Raw genomic sequence first — 20,160 nt, forward strand, 5'->3', positions numbered from 1 at the left:
TATTTGTAACAATTGATGACTTTGTCACAGAGATTCACAAAGATTTTCACAGAGTTTCGCAAAGTTTAATTTTTAGAGTTTATAAATCTTGTGAGTTTTACGCAGAGATGCACAAAGTTTTTCACAGAGTTACACAAAGGTTTATTAAGCTTTGCGAAAGTTAAATTTCAAAGCTTTGTGAACTTAAAAAAACAGCCAAAAAGTAAAAAACTCTGCGAATCTTTGCGAAAAAACTTTGTGTAACTCTGCGGTAAAATCTCACTGATTTGTACGGTAAAATTTAATCTCATTTCATCTGCTTTCTTTGACTATCTTTGCACTTTATAAATTTCAGTATTTCAATATCATGTTTCAATTAGGTAAAACCATTATTTCAGAGGATATTCTTGAAAAAGAATTTGTGTGCAACTTGTCGGCTTGTAAAGGAGCCTGTTGTGTTGACGGAGATGCGGGTGCGCCTTTGAGCGAAGCTGAAACCAAAATAATGGAAGAGATTTATCCTAAAGTAAAACCTTTTTTAAGAAAAGAAGGAATTGCTGCAATCGAAGCGCAAGGAACCTGGGTAAAAGGAACCGACGGAGATCTTGAAACGCCATTAATCGACGAGAAAGATTGTGCCTACGTTATTTTTGATGGAAAAACTGCACTTTGCGGAATCGAGCAAGCGTATAATCAAGGAATAGTTGACTGGAAAAAACCAGTTTCTTGTCATTTGTATCCAATTCGCGTAAAAGACTTCACGGAGTTCGCTGCTGTAAATTATGACAAATGGGATATTTGCGATGATGCCTGTTCTTTAGGTAAAGAATTAGAAGTTCCGGTTTATAAGTTTGTAAAAGAAGCCCTGATTCGTCGCTTTGGCGAAGATTGGTATATGGAGCTTGAAAAAGTAGCTCAGGAACTTAAAAATTCTTAAAAAAAGAATTGTAAAAAATACGCTTTTCATGTGGTATTTTTTAACTCAATGAATTAAAGTTTTAACTCTAAAAAAACTTTTAAAAACAATTAAAAATTTCTTGCTTTTTATTGTAAAAAGTCTATATTTTACGGCACTTAAGGTTAAATAGACGGTTTTAAAATACTCATTTTCAATAATTTAAATATTGTCTGAAAAATAGACTACTTTTTTGCCGTTGTTAAAAACTACGCCAAATTGTGAATAAGTTTGGCTTTCATTTTTAGCGATAAATGACAATCTTTGTACTACTCTGAAAAAGCAAAAAATCAGTAAAAAAATTAAACATAAAAGCCATGTCGCAAGTCGAACCAATTTTACAAGAAAACAAGAACCGTTTCGTTATTTTTCCTATCAAGCATCATGATATTTGGGAATGGTATAAGAAAATGGAAGCTAGTTTTTGGACTGCAGAGGAAATCGATTTGCATCAGGATCTTACTGACTGGAATAATAAGTTAAATGATGAAGAAAGATATTTCATTAAACACATTCTTGCGTTTTTTGCCGCATCTGATGGAATTGTAAATGAAAATCTTGCTGAGAACTTTGTAAACGAAGTGCAATATGCTGAAGCGAAGTTTTTCTACGGATTTCAAATCATGATGGAGAATATTCACAGTGAAACTTATTCTTTATTGATTGACACTTACGTTAAAGATGAAGCAGAAAAAGCAGAATTATTTAATGCTTTGGAAGTTTTTCCGGCTATCAGAAAAAAAGCAGACTGGGCTTTAAAGTGGATTGAATCTGATTCGTTTGCTGAAAGACTAATTGCTTTTGCAGCAGTTGAAGGTATTTTCTTTTCGGGAGCTTTTTGTTCTATTTACTGGTTGAAAAAACGTGGTTTAATGCCAGGCTTAACTTTTTCTAACGAGTTGATTTCTCGTGACGAAGGCGTACATTGTGATTTTGCAGTTCACCTTCACAATCATCATTTGATTAATAAAGTACCAAAAGACAGAATTAAAGAAATTATTGTTGATGCTTTAGATATTGAAAGAGAGTTCGTTACAGAATCTCTTCCGGTAAGTTTAATTGGTATGAATGCAGCTTTAATGACACAATATCTAGAGTTTGTTGCTGACAGGCTTTTAGTAGAATTAGGTTGCGAACGTGTTTATGGATCAGCAAATCCGTTTGATTTCATGGATATGATTTCTCTTCAGGGAAAAACTAATTTCTTTGAAAAACGTGTTGCAGAATATCAAAAATCTGGTGTGATGAACACAGATAGTGATGCTCAGAAAATTTCATTCGATGCAGATTTTTAGACAACAAAAAATATTTTAGTGTTTTCCCCAAATAAACACTGATTACGATTAAAATTTTATAACAAAACATTTTTAGAATCTCTTTTCCCAAATCGAAGATTCAATAATTTTCAACGCATTTTCGGTCTGATTTCAGATTGGAATAGGGTGGCTATTGAGAATGCCGTAATTCTCAAAAAATAATTTAAAAACACACAATGTTTAAGTCCCGGAATTCGTTTTCTAGTGACTTTCATTTTTTCAATAAACTAAAAAAAGTAAGCTTATGTATGTAGTAAAAAGAGATGGCCACAAAGAGCCCGTAATGTTTGATAAGATTACAGAAAGAATTAAAAAATTGTGTTACGGGCTAAATGAGCTTGTAGATCCTGTTAAGGTAGCCATGAGAGTTATCGAAGGATTGTATGACGGAGTTTCTACATCTGAACTTGATAATCTTGCAGCAGAAACGGCAGCATCTATGACTATTGCGCATCCTGATTATGCACAATTGGCAGCTCGTGTGGCGATTTCAAACCTACATTCGAATACAAAAAAGTCGTTTTCAGAAACGATGAAAGATATGTACAACTACGTAAATCCAAGAAACGGTCAGGAAGCACCGCTACTTTCGGATGAAGTATTTAAGGTGATTCAGGAAAACTCTGCTTTCCTTGATTCCCATATCATTTATACAAGAGATTTTAATTACGATTACTTCGGATTTAAAACTTTAGAGCGTTCGTATTTGTTAAAAATCAACGGAAAAATTGTCGAAAGACCACAACATATGTTGATGCGTGTTTCTGTTGGTATTCACTTAGACGATTTAAAATCGGTAATTGAAACGTACGATTTAATGTCTAAAAAGTTCTTTACGCATGCAACGCCAACGTTGTTTAATGCCGGAACTCCAAAACCACAAATGTCTTCTTGTTTCCTTTTGGCTATGCAGGATGATAGTATTGATGGTATTTATGATACTTTAAAACAAACGGCTAAAATCTCGCAATCAGCGGGAGGAATTGGTCTTTCTATTCATAACGTTCGTGCGACGGGATCTTACATTCGTGGTACAAACGGAACATCAAACGGGATTGTGCCAATGTTGAGAGTTTTCAACGATACGGCTCGTTACGTAGATCAGGGTGGTGGAAAACGTAAAGGAAGTTTTGCGATTTACATCGAAACATGGCATGCTGATATCTTCGAATTTTTGGATTTAAAGAAAAATACAGGAAAAGAAGAAATGCGTGCAAGAGATTTATTCTTCGCCATGTGGACATCAGATTTGTTTATGAAACGTGTACAGGAAGATGCATCATGGACTTTAATGTGCCCGAACGAATGCCCTGGATTATATGATGTTTACGGAGAAGAATTCGAAGCCATGTATTTGGATTATGAATTTAGAGGAAAAGGTAGAAAAACCATTCGTGCACGTGAATTATGGGAGAAAATCCTTGAATCTCAAATCGAAACAGGAACGCCTTATATGTTGTATAAAGATGCGGCAAACCGTAAATCGAACCACAAGAATTTAGGAACAATTCGTTCATCAAACTTGTGTACAGAGATTATGGAGTACACCTCTAAAGATGAAATTGCAGTTTGTAACTTAGCTTCAATTTCGTTGCCAATGTTTATTGAAAACGGAAAATTTGATCACCAGGCGCTTTACAACGTTACAAAACGCGTAACTCGTAACCTGAACAAAGTAATCGACAGAAACTACTATCCAGTAAAAGAAGCTGAAAACTCAAACATGCGTCACCGTCCGGTTGGATTGGGAGTGCAAGGTTTGGCAGATGCTTTTATCATGTTGCGTATGCCGTTTACAAGTGACGAAGCTAAAGCTTTGAACCAGGAAATTTTCGAAACTTTATACTTTGCAGCCGTAACTGCTTCTATGGAAATGGCAAAAGAAGAAGGTCCATATTCTACATTTGAAGGATCTCCAATGTCTAAGGGAGAATTTCAATACAATATGTGGGGAATGAAAGATGAAGAATTATCTGGTCGTTGGGACTGGGCTTCATTAAGAAAAGAAGTAATGGAGCATGGAGTTCGTAATTCATTATTGGTTGCGCCAATGCCAACAGCTTCGACTTCGCAAATTTTAGGAAACAACGAAGCTTTTGAACCGTATACATCAAACATTTACACGCGTCGTGTATTGTCTGGAGAATTTATCGTAGTAAACAAACATTTGCTGGAAGATTTAGTAAAATTAGGTTTGTGGAACGAAACATTGAAACAAGAAATCATGCGTCATAACGGATCTGTTCAAAACATTGATGTGATTCCGCAAGACCTTAAAGAATTGTACAAAACAGTTTGGGAAATGTCTATGAAAGATATTATAGATATGTCTCGCCAAAGAGGTTATTTCATTGACCAATCTCAATCGTTAAACTTGTTCATGCAAGATGCAAACTATTCTAAACTTACGTCAATGCACTTTTACGCTTGGCAATCAGGTTTAAAAACTGGAATGTATTACCTAAGAACGAAATCAGCTGTAGATGCGATTAAATTCACATTAAACAACGATAAAAAAGAAGAAGTTCCAACTCTTGTTGCAGAAACAGAAGAAATCAGCGTTGAAGATTATAAAGCAATGCTTTTGAAAGCTCAAGCCGCAGATCCTGAGGATTGTGAAATGTGTGGGTCTTAATTTTTTTTTAAGAAGAAAGAAGATAGAATAAAGAGGAAAGATTTTATTCTTTAATTAATAGAAAGCAGTTATTGTAATGATAGCTGCTTTTTTTGTGGTTTCTTTTTTAAGTTTATTAGTGATTTTGTTATTTTATAAAAGATTCCAGGAGAAACTCTTTAAACATAGCCTGTGGTTTCAACCACGGGAAACGAATTGGATTAACGCATTCTTTCCCGTGGTTGAAACCACAGGCTATGTTTGATTATGATTGCTAAATATAAAATAAACAATATCCCCAAAAAATCTCCGTTTAAATTAGTGTTAAAGATTTTAAAACTTAGCACCTTCTATTTTAAACCTTTATAGAAAAATTAAGTCTTATTGTAATAATTCCTGAATTATGAAAAAAAGCAATCTTTGGTCGTTACGATTGGGGTTTTCCGGTAAGCAAGCCGATAAAATCGAAAAACTTGGATTAAAAAATTTTCTAAAGAATTCCTATGAATCAAAGTTTGACAAAGAACTTCCTGCTTTTTTAAACGAAGAACCTAAAACACTTGCTGAGCAAAAAGAATTTAATCAATCTATAAAAATTGCCGATCCGGAAACTAAGAAAAGTATTCTCAGTAAACAAGCAAACTGTCGGGTTGAACAAAAAAAATGGTGGATTGATAAAATGCGAACCAGCGAGTTCCCGCTTCGGGAAAGTATGGTTTGTTTCTGGCACAATCATTTCGTAGCAATTTCTCAAAAAGTACACGTCAATTATTGGATTTATCAATATGATATGATTTTGCGTGAAAATGCTTTTGGCAATTTCAAAGAACTTACGAAACAGGTTCTTAAGTCTAACGCCATGGTGAAATATCTTGACAACGGGGATAATAAAAAAGGCAAAATCAACGAGAATCTTAGCCGCGAATTATTGGAATTATTTACTATCGGAATTGGAAATTATACCGAAGATGATATTAAAAACGGAGCAAAAGCTTTAGCCGGATTAAATGCAGGTGATAATGGCGCAGTTTATGGAAAACTAGAAGAAGACAATACTAATAAAACCTATTTCGGGAAAACCGGAAATTGGAAAGCAGATGATTTAGTAGATATTATTTTTGAACAGAAAAGTATTCCGTATTTAATTACAAGAAAAATTCTGAAATGGTTTATATATGATAATCCGCCAGAAGATTTAGTGGTTCATTATGGAGATTATTTTAGAAAAGTAGATTTTGAAATCGAATCTTTGTTAACCAAAATTTTTACGGAAGAATATAAGAAAGACACGGCCGGAATTAAAATCAAAAATCCGTTAGTTTATATTTTGCAATTAGCAGATGAATTGCAAATTGCGAACGTTGATTATATAATGATTACCGATTTCTTGAAACAGCAAGGAATGGATTTGTATAATCAGAAGAGTGTAAAAGGCTGGGATGGCGGAAATTTATGGCTGACACCACAGATTTATTTGCAAAGAAATAATATTTCAAATTCGCTTTGCAGTGGTATGAGTCTTACGAAAAAAACAATAAAACCAATTAAAGAAGGCGATATGCCAAGATCTGATTATGAAAAATTTGAAGTAAAAATAGATTTTAATACTAATGGAAATAATAAAACCATTATAGCCGAATTAACTGACAGATTAATATTCCAGGTAAACGATTCGATGCAGAAAGATATGGAGAGTCTGTTGAAATATGATTTTGATCCAAAAGAGGAACATGCCAATTTTGCTGTTATTCGATTGTTTAATTACATTACCAAGTTGCCAGAATATCAATTGATTTAAAACATAGCGTTATGAACAGAAGAGATTTTTTAACACTGACAGGGACATTTACCGGAGGACTGCTAGTACTTCCTGAATTTCTACACGCTTTTGGTTCGCAAAACAATTTGGTTGTGGGAGAGCAGTGTATTGTTTTTGTACAGCTGAATGGCGGAAATGACGGACTCAATACTTTTATTCCTTATGACAATCCGCTGTATTATGAATTAAGGACTAAAATTGCTTTAAAAAAAGACGTAGTTATTGGTCAAAATAACGGAATGGCGTTTCATCCTTCATTAAAAGATTTTGCTCAAATGCAGCAAAACGGAGATTTAACTGTAATCCAAAATGTAGGATATCCAGAACCTATTCGGTCTCATTTTAGAAGCCAGGAAATTTGGCAAACGGCAGTAGATTCTAATAAATATAATAATGAAGGCTGGCTAGGACGTTATTTGGATTTGCAATGTCATGATCTTGGTCATCAGCCAACAGCGGGAATAAATTTGGATTCGATAGATAATCTGGCATTGAAAGGCGCTGAACCAAATTCAATAACATTAAAAGATCCGGATCGATTTAAGATAAAATCAGGTAATGATGAAAATGTAAAATTATCAAACAATCCGCAATTGGATTTCGTTAGAAAAGTTGCTAATTCGGTTACCGAAGGTTCAGAAAAAATTCAGAAAGCATTAACTAATTCTAAATCAGAAATAAGTTATCCAAAAACCGAATTATCTAAAAACTTAGAATGGATTTCCCGATTGATAAAAGGAAATCTAAATTCAAAAGTCTACTATACTTCCCTTAACGGTTTCGATACACATGATAACCAGCTGATTCTTCATAAAATAAAATTAACCGAATTAAATGATGCACTATTTAGTTTTTATCAGGATTTAAAACAGGCTCAATTGCTTCAAAATGTAACGATTGTCGTATTTTCAGAATTTGGAAGACGTGTAAAAGACAACGGAAACGGAACGGACCATGGAACCGCAGCGCCAATGTTTATCATTGGAGGAAATAATAAAGGAACAATTTTAGGGAAAAATCCAAATTTGGCAGATTTAGATAGTGGTGATTTAAAATATGAAATTGATTTCAGAAGTGTTTATGCTTCTTTATTAAAGGAAAAAATGAATTTTGATTATTCTAAAATAGGGATTAAGAATATGCCGGTTTCCGGGTTGTTTTAGGATTCAAAAATAGCCACAAATTCACGAATTTTTGATTTGTAATTTGGGGAATTTAATTTTACAACGCAATTATTTTGTACTAATTCGTGAATTCGTGGCGGATAAATCTTAGCATCTTAGTAACGAAGATCTTAGAAACCTCTTTTTTAAAACTACATTTAAGCTGCTTTTTTTACATTATCATACAAAACTTGATAAATTTGTTAAGAAATCCTCTTTTGTTTCATAAAATGCAATATTTTTTTTGGTGCAGTGAAAATAATTTATACATTCGCAGAGAATTTATTGAAAAACACAAACAAAATGTCTAATAACCGTTTTTATTTTAGCAACTCTTTTTATTTCTTCTTTAGTAGAAGTGAGGATTGTGCTATGGTTATTTGAAAAATATAAAATACAAATAAAACTAATATACAATCCTGATGCAAATCAGGATTTTTTTTTGAATATATGACAACTAAAATTGCAATACAAGGTATAAAAGGTTCTTTTCATCATCAGGTTGTGAAGGAGTATTTCTCTGAAAATGTGGCTATTGATGAATGTTTGTCTTTTGAAGAATTAGTTGACAGCCTGCTTTCAGGAAAATCTGATCAGGCAGTGATGGCAATTGAAAATTCGATCGCAGGGCCAATTATTCCGAATTATGCTTTGATTGACAAGAATAATTTACACATTATTGGCGAGCATTATTTAAGCATTCATCAAAATTTAATGACTTTAAAAGGTCAGAAAATAGAAGATATAAAAGAAGTTCATTCTCATCCAATGGCACTTTTGCAATGCATGGATTTCCTGAAACAATATCCAAATATCAAATTGGTTGAAGATAAAGATACAGCTGAAACAGCAAGAAGAATTCAGGAAAAACAATTAACAGGAATTGCAGCTATAGGGAGTAAAGTAGCTTCTGAAATGTATGATTTGGAAATCATCGCGCCGGAAATTCAAACGATCAAAAACAATATGACTCGTTTTGTGATTATCAAAAAGCAGAATTCATTTTTGCCGGAAAGCGAAATTAACAGAGCTTCAATTAAATTTGAATTAGATCACAAAAGAGGAAGCCTTGCAGCGGTTTTGAATGTAATGAGCGATTGCAAATTGAATTTAACGAAAATTCAGTCACTTCCAAAAATTGAAACTCCCTGGAAATATTCGTTTTTCGTAGATGTAACATTTGAGAAATATGAAGATTTTGCAAAAGCCAAATCATTATTAAATATAATGGCAGAATATTTAAAGGTTTTGGGAGAATATAAAAACACTAAACCTTTTATAGGTTAGAAGTTATTAGTTAAAAGTTATTAGTTAAAGAGCCTAAAGCTTACAGCTTAAAGCGTAAAGCAAAAAAAAATGATTACAACAGCAAAAAGATTAGATACAGTTGAAGAATACTACTTCTCATCAAAATTGAGAGAAGTTCGACAACTGCAGTCTGAAGGAAAATCTATCATCAATATGGGAATCGGAAGCCCTGATTTGAGTCCGTCGAAAGCAGTAATTGAAGCGGTTGCCGCAGCAATTCAAGATGAGAATGGGCATGGTTATCAGAGCTATCAGGGATTACCGGAATTGAGAAAAGGAATGGCAGATTTTTATCAGAATCAATTTGGTGTTGAATTAAATCCCAATAATGAGATTTTGCCTTTGATGGGTTCGAAAGAAGGAATCATGCATATTTCGTTAGCATTTTTAAATGAAGGCGATCATGTTTTAATTCCAAATCCGGGTTATCCAACGTATACTTCGGTAACTAATTTGGTAGGAGCTGTTCCTGTTTATTATGATTTGAAAGAAGCGAATGCGTGGGAACCGGATTTTGAAGCTTTGGAAAAATTAGATCTTTCGAAAGTAAAAATTATGTGGCTGGGATATCCGCACATGCCAACAGGAGCGAGAGGAAGTTTAGCGTTATTTGAAAAATTGGTTGCTTTTGCTAAAAAACACAACATATTATTGGTTAATGATAATCCGTATAGTTTTGTTTTGAATGATAATCCGATGAGTTTATTGCAAATTGAAGGAGCGAAAGATGTGGCTCTGGAATTAAATTCATTAAGCAAAACATTCAACATGGCAGGCTGGAGAGTGGGTATGGTTTTAGGGAATCCTGAAATTATCGACGCAGTCTTAAAAGTAAAAAGCAATATGGACAGCGGAATGTATTACGGAATTCAGAAAGGAGCTATTGCAGCTTTAAATTGTGATAAATCCTGGTTCGAAGATCAAAACAAAATTTACAGACGCCGCAGAGAATTAACAGAAAAACTAGCAGAAAAATTAGGTTGCAAAGTTTATAAAGAAGGAGTTGGGCTTTTTGTTTGGGCAAAATTGCCGGAAGGAATCGAATCAGCAGAAAAGTTCATTGACGAGATATTATACGAGAAACATATTTTCATAACACCGGGAACGATCTTCGGAAGCAATGGTGAAGGATATATTAGATTCTCATTGTGTGTAAAAGAGGAAAAAGTACAAGAAGCGATAGATAGATTTTAAGTATTAAGATTTTAGAAGCAAGAAGCAAGATTTTTTGACATAGTTTGTCAGGCTGAGCGATCCCGAGGCTTCGGGAGAAGCCCATCGCAGTTGGAATTTGGAATTTTAAAAATTGAAGTTTGAAACCTTTGCTTCAAATAAAAATAATTATGAAAGTATACGTAATAGGAATAGGGCTAATTGGCGGTTCGATGGTGCTGGACATCAAAGAAAAACATCCAAACGCAACTATTTTTGGAATAGATAATAACGAAAAACATTTACAGGAAGCAATTGATTTGGGTGTTATCGAGAAAGCAGGAAGTTTTGAAGATTTGGCTGAAGCCGATTTTGTAATTGTTTCAGTTCCTGTTGATGTCGCGCTGACGGTTTTACCTAAAGTACTGGATTTGGTTGGAGATAAAACAATTGTTTTTGAAGTGGGATCGACTAAAAAGCCAATTTGTGAAGCAGTAGCAAGTCATCCGAAAAGAAGAAACTTTATAGCAACACATCCTATTGCAGGAACAGAGTTTTCAGGACCTTCGGCGGCAATAAAAGGTTTGTTTCAGGGAAAAACGAATATTATTTGCGAGGTGGAAAAAACCACTTTTAAATTGCAGGAAAAGGCTTTGAAGCTTTTTGCAGAAATAGGAATGAGAATTCGATATATGGACCCGATTTCGCACGACAAACACATTGCTTACGTTTCGCATTTGTCGCACATTAGTTCGTTTATGCTCGGAAAAACAGTAATGAACAAAGAAAAAGACGAACAGGATATTTTTGACATGGCGGGAAGTGGATTTGAAAGTACCGTTCGTTTAGCAAAAAGTTCTCCCGCAATGTGGACACCAATTTTTAAGCAAAACAAAGAACATGTTATTGAAACATTGGAAGAATATATCTCAAACCTGAGTCGGTTTAGGGATTTGTTAAAAGAAGAAAATTACAATGCCATTTTTGAAGAAATGGAAAGCACGAATAAAATAAAAGAAATACTAAACGGATTAACAACAACTAAAAAGTAAATTAGAATTAAGATGGAAAATAAGAAAGAAATGAGAAAGTGGTTAGAAGATTTCAATTTAAATCACCCACTTGTGATAGCTGGACCATGTAGTGCAGAAACAGAAGATCAAGTATTGAAAATTGCTCACGAATTAAAAGATTCAAAAGTTAGTGTATTCAGAGCAGGAATCTGGAAACCAAGAACGCGTCCGGGAGGATTTGAAGGTGTTGGAGAAATTGGTTTAAAATGGTTGCAAAAAGCTAAAAAAGAAACGGGTTTATTAATGGGTACTGAAGTTGCGACTGCAGCACATTGTAAACTTGCTTTAGAACATGATATTGACGTTTTATGGGTTGGTGCTCGTACAACTGCAAACCCTTTTGCTGTTCAGGAAATTGCTGATACATTGAAAGGAACTGATAAAATCGTTTTGGTTAAAAACCCTGTAAACCCAGATTTAGCTTTATGGTTAGGTGGTGTTGAGCGTTTACACATGGCCGGAATCGAGAAATTAGGAGTTATTCACAGAGGTTTCTCGACTTACGAAAAAACAAAATACAGAAATATCCCGGAGTGGCAAATTGCTATCGAATTGCAAAATAAATTCCCTGATTTACCTTTAATCATCGATCCGTCTCACATTACCGGAGATCGTAAAATGATTTTCGAAGTAACACAAGAGGCTTTAGATTTGAATTACGATGGTATGATTATCGAAACGCACTACGATCCGGATAACGCTTGGTCTGATGCTGCTCAACAAGTTACTCCAGACACTTTGAAACAAATCATTAAAGATTTGACTATCAGAAAAACGGATGATACTACAGATCAGTACACTCAAAAAATGACAAAATTAAGAGCGAACATCGACGTTCTTGATGCTAACTTATTAGAGTTGTTAGGTAAACGTATGAAAGTAGCTGACGAAATTGGTCAGGTGAAAAAAGATGCAAACGTTGCGATTCTTCAAAACAATCGTTGGAATGAAATCTTAGGGAAAATGATTTTAGAAGGTGAGAAAAAAGGTCTTACTGAAGAGTTTGTTTTGAGAATGTTCAAAGCAATTCACCAGGAAAGTATTGGTCACCAGGAAAAAATATTCAACGCATAATATTTTTTTAAACCATATAAGTGATATAAGTTTTTTAAGCTTTTTGTTTTCATTAATTTAAATTTTCTTATATCATAATTAAGATTAAATTGTTTTTTAAGTCTCCATTTCTTCGAAAGAAGATTTGGAGATTTTTTGCTTTTTATTACATAGCCCACGGTTTCAACCGTGGGAACGTATCGATAATCATAATCTTTATCGCCAGGATTGAAACCGTGGACTATGTTTAAAATTATTCATTTATCTTTGCAGAGATTTAGGTTTTCAATCTGAAATCTAATCCCGAAGTTTCGGGACAACAATCTAAAATTAAAGAATGACAGGACTCGTATATAAATCTACAGGAAGTTGGTACACCGTAAAATCTGAAAAAGGCGATTTTATAGAATGCCGTATGAAAGGGAAGTTTAGGATGAAAGGTATTAAAAGTACAAATCCTATTGCTGTAGGCGATATTGTCGATTATGAACTCGAAGAAACTTCGGATGCGGTAACGGGAACGATTTTTAATATTCACGAAAGAAAAAATTACATCGTTCGTAAATCGGTTAACCTTTCGCATCAAATGCATATTATTGCGTCGAATATTGATCGCGTTTTTTTATTGATTACGATTAATAATCCGCCAACAACATTCAACTTTATAGATCGTTTTTTGGTAACTGCCGAAGCTTATAATATTGAAACAATTCTGGTTTTTAATAAAATTGACACTTTTGACGAGCCAACGCTGGAAGATCAATTGTATATGCAATATGTTTATCAGCAAATTGGTTACAAATGCCTGCGTGTTTCTTCAACCGAAATGAAAGGTGTTGATGAATTAAAAGAAATGATGATTGGTAAAGTAAGCATGTTTTCCGGACATTCAGGCGTTGGAAAATCGACTTTGGTAAATGCTATGGAACCTTCTTTACATCTTAAAACGAAGACTATTTCTGAGGCTAGTAAACAAGGTCAGCATACAACAACTTTTGCCGAAATGTATGATTTGTCTTTTAATGCAAAAATCATCGATACGCCGGGAATTAAAGGTTTCGGAATCGTTGATATGGAAAAAGAAGAAATCAGTGGTTATTTTCCTGAATTTTTCAAATTGAAAGATCAATGTAAGTTTAACAATTGTTTACATAAAGAAGAACCGCATTGCGCCATAAAAGCAGCTTTAGAAAGAGACGAGATCGCTTGGTCGCGCTACAATAGTTACTTAAAGATCCTTGAAGGTGATGAAGAAAATTACCGTACAGATTCGTATGATGAAGATCGTAAAATTAGCGATGAAACAAGAAATCAAAAGTAATTGTGAATTTAAATTCCAAATCGAAAATTCCAAATTCCAACCTAAATAAATTATATAGATTAAGGTTGATTGTGGAGATGCACTGCAGTGCATCTAACGTTAGAATTTAAATCTTTTTAATCCGTGTAATCTGTGGCAAAAACCACATCATTAGATAAAATATGAAAATAGTTCTTCAGAGAGTATCACAAGCATCCGTAACTGTCGAATCTAAAATTGTTGCTGATATTCAAAAGGGATTATTGGTTTTAGTTGGAATTGAAGATTCCGACACTCAGGAAGATATTGACTGGCTTGTTGGCAAAATCATTAAAATGAGAATTTTTGGTGATGAAAATGATGTTATGAATTGTTCTGTTCAGGATATTGATGGTGAGATTATTGTGGTTAGTCAGTTTACACTTCATGCTTCTACAAAAAAAGGAAATCGACCTTCGTACATAAAAGCTTCCAAACCAGAGTTTGCCATTCCAATGTATGAGAATTTCGTAAAATATTTAGAAAAAGAATTCAATAAAAAAGTACAAACCGGAATTTTTGGTGCAGATATGAAAGTTAGTTTGTTAAATGATGGTCCCGTTACTATTGTGATAGATAGTAAAAACAGAGAGTAAAAAATCATAAACAAATGTTAAGGATTTCTAAAAATAATATATATTTGGCGAAATTCCTTACTGATGAAAAGCCCCGTTTTTGCGTTATTTTTTCTTCTTTTTACACTTATTTCTTCTGCTCAAAAGAGTGAATATCCTATAACTACAATTTCTGACAGTCTTAAAGAAAACGCCGATGCGGTGGTACGATTAGACCAGACCGATATCATCATATTATCTCAACGTAGTTTAAATACCAAAAACCATTGGGTTGTAACGGTTTTTAATAAAAAAGGTTTTGATGGCCTTAGTGCCTACGAATTCTATGATAAATCAACTTCAATCAAAAATATCGAAGCCATTATTTATGATGCTTCGGGCAAGGAAATAAAAAAAATCAGGAGAAAAGATTTCAAAGATCAAAGTGTTGCTGACGGCGGTACGCTTTTTTCTGATAATCGTTATCTTTTTCTGGATTATACGCCGATTTCATATCCTTTTACAATTGAGTTTAATAGTGAAGTTCAAACTTCTTCAACAGCTTTTATTCCAAAATGGATGCCTTTGAGAAGTTATGGTGTTAGTATCGAAAAGTCTTTTTTAAATGTAATTTACCCGGCAGATTTGGGCTTTAAAAAGAAAGAAATTCAGTTTTTAGGATTTAATATAAAAAAAATAACAGATACCAATACACAACTGTCGTATAATGCCAGCAATATTTTGGCTCAAAAAAAGGAAGATTACAGTCCGTCGTACAGAGATTTATTTCCTAAAGTAATGATGGGTTTAGAGCATTTTCACTTAGAAGGTGTTGATGGAACAGCCACAAATTGGGTTGATTTTGGCAAGTGGTATTCTGAAAAAATATTATCCGGAACAACAGATTTACCTGAAGAAACAAAATCAAAAATTAAAGCTTTTGTTGGAGATGAAAAAGATCCGATTAAAAAAGCAAAATTAGTTTATGATTTTGTACAAAAAAAATCCCGCTATGTTAGTATTCAGGTTGGAATTGGCGGTTGGAAACCTATGTTGGCTACAGATGTCGATCGATTAGGTTACGGTGATTGTAAAGCTTTAACAAATTATACCAAAGCACTTTTGCAAGCTGTTGATGTTCCTTCGTACAATACAGTTTTATATGGGGATAGTTATAAAACCAATATAGAAGCTGATTTTGTTGCCATGCAGGGAAATCACATGATTTTGTGTATCCCAAACGGAAATCATTATACATGGCTGGAATGCACAAGTCAGGATGATCCTTTTGGTTATCAGGGAACCTTTACAGATGACAGAGATGTTTTGGTCATTAAGCCCGAAGGAGGAGAAATCGTTCGTACTACAATCTATGATGACAAAGGCAATACGCAAACAGACAAAGGCAATTACACTATAGATGAAAATGGAAATTTTTCGGGATCACTTTTAATTGTTTCAGAAGGGTCACAATACAGTTCAAAATCAAGAATAGAACATTTGCAGCCTACAGAAAAAGAAAAATATTATAAAGAATATTGGGACAATATCAATAATTTAAAACTTGATAAAATAGTTTTTACTAACGATAAAGAGAATATTCGGTTTACAGAAAACATTCAGGTAAGTGCTATAAATTATGGTGTAATTGCTGCCAACAAATTAATTTTTCCCGTTGATGCTTTTAATCAAAATGCAAATACAATTAAACGAATTCGAAACAGAAAAAATCCATTTCAAATTCAACGTGGATATTTAGATTCTGATGAAATAGAAATCAATTTACCAAATGGTTTTACGATCGAATTTTTGCCTGCAAACTATGAATTAAAAGGAAAATTTGGGGAATACAAAACCGAAATCATCAAAAAAGAAAATAACAAACTCGTTTACAAACGTTCGATGTTTTTAAATAAGGGAAAATATTCGAATAAAGAATATGATGAATATAGGCTTTTTATGGAACAAGTGTCCAAAAACGATAATGCCAAAATTATTTTAGCCAAGAACTAACCAAATATCTGAAATAACTAAACCAACCATAATATGAAACTTATTAAACCTTTTTGTATTTCAATTCTTTTGTTATTGATTTCAAATGTAAATGCGCAGGAATTTAAATTAGGAAAAGTGTCTATTGCTGAATTGCAAGAGAAAGCGCATCCGAAAGATACGGCAGCTGCAGCAGCGATATTATATAAAAAAGGAAGTTCAAGAATCGAGTACAATCAAAACGATGGATTTGTTACGGTAACTGATGTTGAGACCAGAATTAAAATCTATAAAAAAGAAGGTTATAGCTGGGTTACTCATAAGGTTTGGTATTATAACAACAGTAATATATCTGAGAAAGTTTCTTTTAGTGATGCGATTACTTATAATTTAGTAGATGGCAAAATCGAGAAAACAAAGTTAAAGAGCGAAGGAATATTTGATGAAGTTCGCAATAAATTTAGTGGCCAAAAAAAAATAACAATGCCCAATGTAAAAGAAGGCTCAATTGTCGAATTTAAATATACCATTAGAAGTCCTGCCAGAATGATTAGAGAATGGGATTTTCAAACCAGCATTCCTGTAAATTATTCTGAATTTGTAACATTTGTTCCAGAATATTATACTTTTAATTCAAGGCAAAAAGGATATGTTTTTCCTAAAATGACTGTTGAAAAAAACAATAAGTCGATAATTATATCTTCTAAAGAAAGGGTTAATTCAGGAGGGTTTACAGCTACAAGAACAGAATTTTCTCAGGACAAGTTTGATTATATAGAAACAAAAACTACTTATGTTGGAGAAAATTTTCCAGCGATGAAAGATGAGGCTTTTGTAAATAACATTGATAACTACACATCAAGTATTCAGCATGAATTGTCTATGGTAAAATTTCCAAATGAGCCCTTAAAACCTTTTTCAACAGATTGGAATTCGGTCGTAAAAACAATTTACGATTATGAAACTTTTGGACCTGAATTAAATAGAACCGGTTATTTTGAAGATGATTTAAAAGTGATTTTAGCCAATAAAAATTCTGACGAAGAAAAAATTATGACAATCTTAAATCATGTAAAATCGAGTGTAAAATGGAATGGATATTACGGTTATGATTGCGATAACGGAGTACGAAAATCATATAAAGAAAAATCAGGAAATATTGGTGATATCAATTTAATGCTTACCGCAATGTTGCGTTATGCGGGCTTAACGGCAAATCCGGTTTTGGTGAGCACACGTTCAAATGGAATTCCTTTGTTCCCAAACAGAACAGCTTTTAATTATGTTATTGCCGCAGTTGAAACTCCAAATGGAAATATTTTACTGGATGCAACCGATAAATTTTCGACACCCAATATCTTGCCTTTAAGAACACTAAACTGGCAGGGAAGATTAATTAGAAAAGACGGAACATCAGAAGATGTTGATTTAATGCCCAGAAAGCCATCAGGTGATAATGTTTTTATCAATTATACTATTGACAACGAAGGTAAAGTTACCGGAAAAACCAGAAGACAATGTACAGATTATAATGCAATGATAACGAGGGATAATATTTCTGGTTTGAAAGAAGAAGAATATCTGGAGAAACTGGAGAATGAAAATAATAAAATAGAAATAAGCGAATATTCCAGAACAAACGAAAAGGAAATCTTATTGCCAATTGTTGAAACTTATTCTTTTACAGGAAATAATTTATGCGAACAAATTGGGGGTAAAATCTATATTAATCCGATGTTGTTTTTTACAAATGAAAAAAATCCTTTTAAGCAGGAAGTTAGAGAATATCCGGTTGATTTTGGTTTTCCATTTGCAGACAAGTATAATATTACCATTCAAATTCCGGAAGGTTTTTCGGTAGAGAGTCTGCCGGCGCCTGCAGTAATGACAATGGAGGATAATTTAGGAACTTTCAAATATAATATTGCAGTGAGCGGAAATTCTTTACAATTAGTTGTTGCGCATCAAATTAATGAAGCTATTGTTGGAACTGACAAGTATGAAATGCTAAAAGAATATTACAAGGCAATGATTGCAAAAGAAACAGAGAAAATAGTTTTAAAAAGAATATAACATCATCAAAAGATTAGGTTAATTTTGTTTTAAAAATATAATCATGGATTTGAAAAATGCACAATTAGACGTTGATACCTGGATAAAAGAACACGGAGTTCGCTATTTTAATGAATTAACAAATATGGCGCAGCTTACCGAAGAAGTTGGTGAAGTTGCCCGAATTATTGCCCGCAGATATGGCGAGCAGTCAGAAAAAGAAAGCGATAAAAATAAAGATTTAGGCGAAGAACTGGCCGATGTTGTTTTTGTGGTTTTATGTTTAGCGAATCAAACCGGAATAGATTTACAGGCCGCTTTTGACAAAAAAATGGATTTAAAATCGGTTAGAGATAAAGATCGTCACAAAAACAACGATAAATTGAAATAATTGTGAAATATCAGTTATAAACTTTGAATTATGAGTTTTGAATTTTGAATTATGAATGGGGAGTGGTAAATTGCATGCCTGAATTAGGTTTCTAATCCATCATAATTCAAATTCACCACTTACAATAAAAAAAATGAATTTAAAATTAAGCACGAATTCACCATTCACCATTGATAATTCTCAATTAAATATAACCGGATCCAAAAGCGAAACCAATCGTTTATTATTACTGAAAGCATTATTTCCAAACATTACATTAGCCAATACCTCCAATTCTGATGATAGCGAAGTAATGCAAAAAGCTTTAATTGGAAATGACGAAATTGTAGATATTCATCATGCAGGAACTGCAATGCGTTTTTTAACAGCTTATTTTGCTGTAAACGAAGGCAGAGAAGTAGTAATGACAGGTTCAAGCAGAATGCAGGAACGTCCGATAAAAATTTTGGTTGAGGCTTTGGCACAATTAGGGGTTGAGATCTCATATGAAAAAGAAGAAGGATATCCGCCAATAAGAATTAAAGGAAAAAAAGTTACAGCTTCAAAAGTAACTTTGGCTGCAAATGTGAGCAGTCAGTATATTTCGGCTTTATTACTAGTTGCTTCAAAATTAGACAACGGTTTAGAGTTGACATTAGAAGGAGAAATCACTTCAATTCCGTACATCAAAATGACTTTGGCTTTGCTAAATGATTTGGATATTCAAACCAGTTTTGAAGGAAATGTTATTAAAGTATATCCAAAAACAGAAGTTGCAGCTAAAGAAATGGTTGTAGAATCTGATTGGAGTTCGGCATCTTACTTTTTTAGTCTGGTTGCTTTGTCTGATTCAGCTTCACTTACATTAAGCAGTTATAAAAAAGACAGTTTGCAGGGTGATTCAGAGTTGGTGTCACTTTATGAAAAAATGGGTGTTCAGACTACGTTTGAAAAAAATAAAATGACTTTGGTAAAACAAGAGAATTTTAAGTTTGAAGATGTAAATTTTGAATTAAATAATACTCCGGATATCGCACAAACAATTGTTGTAACTTGTTTAGGTCTGGGGATTGGCTGTCATTTAACAGGTCTTCATACTTTAAAAATTAAAGAAACAGACAGATTGGAAGCACTTCACATTGAACTTACAAAATTGGGAGCTAATATTTCTGTTACAAATGATTCTTTAACTTTAGTGCCTTCGCATAATATTAATCATAATGTAAAAATCGGCACTTACAATGATCACCGTATGGCAATGGCTTTTGCTCCTTTAGCCCTAAAAGTTCCAATTATTATCGAAGATGCCGAAGTAGTTTCAAAATCATATCCAGATTTCTGGAATGATCTTAAAGCATTAAATTTCGAAGTATCAGAATTATAAATAAAAATATTCACCACGAATTTAAAATAATAATTCG

General features: G+C 33.3%; 15 protein-coding genes. All 15 read left to right on the plus strand.

The window, feature by feature from the left end; translation table 11 throughout:
* Positions 1 to 346 precede the first annotated feature (346 nt).
* Positions 347 to 916, plus strand: a complete 570-nt coding sequence (locus BUE22_RS20215) for a DUF3109 family protein (protein WP_042563658.1) — start codon at positions 347 to 349, stop codon at positions 914 to 916.
* A gap of 335 nt (positions 917 to 1,251) precedes the next feature.
* Positions 1,252 to 2,229 carry a ribonucleotide-diphosphate reductase subunit beta gene (locus BUE22_RS20220; RefSeq protein WP_042563659.1) on the plus strand — a complete coding sequence of 326 codons (978 nt, stop codon included), beginning with the start codon at positions 1,252 to 1,254 and terminating at the stop codon, positions 2,227 to 2,229.
* A gap of 265 nt (positions 2,230 to 2,494) precedes the next feature.
* A complete protein-coding gene (locus BUE22_RS20225; RefSeq protein ID WP_073397774.1) occupies positions 2,495 to 4,885 on the plus strand; it encodes a ribonucleoside-diphosphate reductase subunit alpha in 2,391 nt (796 codons plus the stop codon).
* Between the two features lie 382 nt (positions 4,886 to 5,267).
* A complete protein-coding gene (locus BUE22_RS20230) occupies positions 5,268 to 6,662 on the plus strand; it encodes a DUF1800 family protein (protein WP_073397776.1) in 1,395 nt (464 codons plus the stop codon).
* Positions 6,663 to 6,673: 11 nt separating this feature from the next.
* On the plus strand, positions 6,674 to 7,846 hold the full coding sequence (locus BUE22_RS20235) for a DUF1501 domain-containing protein (RefSeq protein ID WP_073397778.1): 1,173 nt from the start codon (positions 6,674 to 6,676) through the stop codon (positions 7,844 to 7,846).
* 450 nt (positions 7,847 to 8,296) lie between these two features.
* A complete protein-coding gene (locus BUE22_RS20240; protein ID WP_042563665.1) occupies positions 8,297 to 9,133 on the plus strand; it encodes a prephenate dehydratase in 837 nt (278 codons plus the stop codon).
* Positions 9,134 to 9,202: 69 nt separating this feature from the next.
* Positions 9,203 to 10,348, plus strand: a complete 1,146-nt coding sequence (locus BUE22_RS20245) for a pyridoxal phosphate-dependent aminotransferase (protein WP_073397780.1) — start codon at positions 9,203 to 9,205, stop codon at positions 10,346 to 10,348.
* A gap of 149 nt (positions 10,349 to 10,497) precedes the next feature.
* Positions 10,498 to 11,358 (plus strand): prephenate dehydrogenase, encoded by an 861-nt coding sequence (locus BUE22_RS20250; protein WP_042563667.1) that lies wholly within the window; start codon positions 10,498 to 10,500, stop codon positions 11,356 to 11,358.
* A 12-nt stretch (positions 11,359 to 11,370) separates the two neighbouring features.
* Complete coding sequence (locus BUE22_RS20255) at positions 11,371 to 12,453, plus strand: bifunctional 3-deoxy-7-phosphoheptulonate synthase/chorismate mutase type II (protein WP_073397781.1); 1,083 nt, start codon at positions 11,371 to 11,373, stop codon at positions 12,451 to 12,453.
* A gap of 316 nt (positions 12,454 to 12,769) precedes the next feature.
* The gene (gene rsgA, locus BUE22_RS20260) at positions 12,770 to 13,753 is read left to right on the plus strand and encodes a ribosome small subunit-dependent GTPase A (protein ID WP_073397783.1); all 984 of its coding nucleotides are present in this window, start codon (positions 12,770 to 12,772) and stop codon (positions 13,751 to 13,753) included.
* 161 nt (positions 13,754 to 13,914) lie between these two features.
* A complete protein-coding gene (gene dtd / locus BUE22_RS20265; RefSeq protein ID WP_073397785.1) occupies positions 13,915 to 14,367 on the plus strand; it encodes a D-aminoacyl-tRNA deacylase in 453 nt (150 codons plus the stop codon).
* Positions 14,368 to 14,430: 63 nt separating this feature from the next.
* The gene (locus BUE22_RS20270) at positions 14,431 to 16,338 is read left to right on the plus strand and encodes a DUF3857 domain-containing protein (protein ID WP_073397787.1); all 1,908 of its coding nucleotides are present in this window, start codon (positions 14,431 to 14,433) and stop codon (positions 16,336 to 16,338) included.
* 33 nt (positions 16,339 to 16,371) lie between these two features.
* Positions 16,372 to 18,390, plus strand: a complete 2,019-nt coding sequence (locus BUE22_RS20275) for a DUF3857 domain-containing protein (protein ID WP_073397788.1) — start codon at positions 16,372 to 16,374, stop codon at positions 18,388 to 18,390.
* A gap of 43 nt (positions 18,391 to 18,433) precedes the next feature.
* Positions 18,434 to 18,760, plus strand: coding sequence for a nucleotide pyrophosphohydrolase (locus BUE22_RS20280; protein WP_012022600.1), 327 nt, complete (start codon positions 18,434 to 18,436; stop codon positions 18,758 to 18,760).
* A gap of 133 nt (positions 18,761 to 18,893) precedes the next feature.
* Positions 18,894 to 20,123, plus strand: coding sequence for a 3-phosphoshikimate 1-carboxyvinyltransferase (gene aroA / locus BUE22_RS20285; protein ID WP_073397790.1), 1,230 nt, complete (start codon positions 18,894 to 18,896; stop codon positions 20,121 to 20,123).
* Positions 20,124 to 20,160: the final 37 nt, after the last annotated feature.

It is taken from the genome of Flavobacterium pectinovorum (assembly GCF_900142715.1).
Taxonomy (GTDB): Bacteria; Bacteroidota; Bacteroidia; order Flavobacteriales; family Flavobacteriaceae; genus Flavobacterium; species Flavobacterium pectinovorum.

Coding starts and splice junctions, on each gene's coding strand:
- BUE22_RS20250 (WP_042563667.1), top strand. CDS start 10,498: ATGAAAGTATACGTAATAGGAATAGGGCTAATTGGCGGTTCGATGGTG.
- BUE22_RS20240 (WP_042563665.1), top strand. CDS start 8,297: ATGACAACTAAAATTGCAATACAAGGTATAAAAGGTTCTTTTCATCAT.
- dtd (WP_073397785.1), top strand. CDS start 13,915: ATGAAAATAGTTCTTCAGAGAGTATCACAAGCATCCGTAACTGTCGAA.
- BUE22_RS20275 (WP_073397788.1), top strand. CDS start 16,372: ATGAAACTTATTAAACCTTTTTGTATTTCAATTCTTTTGTTATTGATT.
- BUE22_RS20230 (WP_073397776.1), top strand. CDS start 5,268: ATGAAAAAAAGCAATCTTTGGTCGTTACGATTGGGGTTTTCCGGTAAG.
- BUE22_RS20235 (WP_073397778.1), top strand. CDS start 6,674: ATGAACAGAAGAGATTTTTTAACACTGACAGGGACATTTACCGGAGGA.
- BUE22_RS20255 (WP_073397781.1), top strand. CDS start 11,371: ATGGAAAATAAGAAAGAAATGAGAAAGTGGTTAGAAGATTTCAATTTA.
- BUE22_RS20280 (WP_012022600.1), top strand. CDS start 18,434: ATGGATTTGAAAAATGCACAATTAGACGTTGATACCTGGATAAAAGAA.
- BUE22_RS20270 (WP_073397787.1), top strand. CDS start 14,431: ATGAAAAGCCCCGTTTTTGCGTTATTTTTTCTTCTTTTTACACTTATT.
- BUE22_RS20215 (WP_042563658.1), top strand. CDS start 347: ATGTTTCAATTAGGTAAAACCATTATTTCAGAGGATATTCTTGAAAAA.
- BUE22_RS20245 (WP_073397780.1), top strand. CDS start 9,203: ATGATTACAACAGCAAAAAGATTAGATACAGTTGAAGAATACTACTTC.
- aroA (WP_073397790.1), top strand. CDS start 18,894: ATGAATTTAAAATTAAGCACGAATTCACCATTCACCATTGATAATTCT.
- rsgA (WP_073397783.1), top strand. CDS start 12,770: ATGACAGGACTCGTATATAAATCTACAGGAAGTTGGTACACCGTAAAA.
- BUE22_RS20225 (WP_073397774.1), top strand. CDS start 2,495: ATGTATGTAGTAAAAAGAGATGGCCACAAAGAGCCCGTAATGTTTGAT.
- BUE22_RS20220 (WP_042563659.1), top strand. CDS start 1,252: ATGTCGCAAGTCGAACCAATTTTACAAGAAAACAAGAACCGTTTCGTT.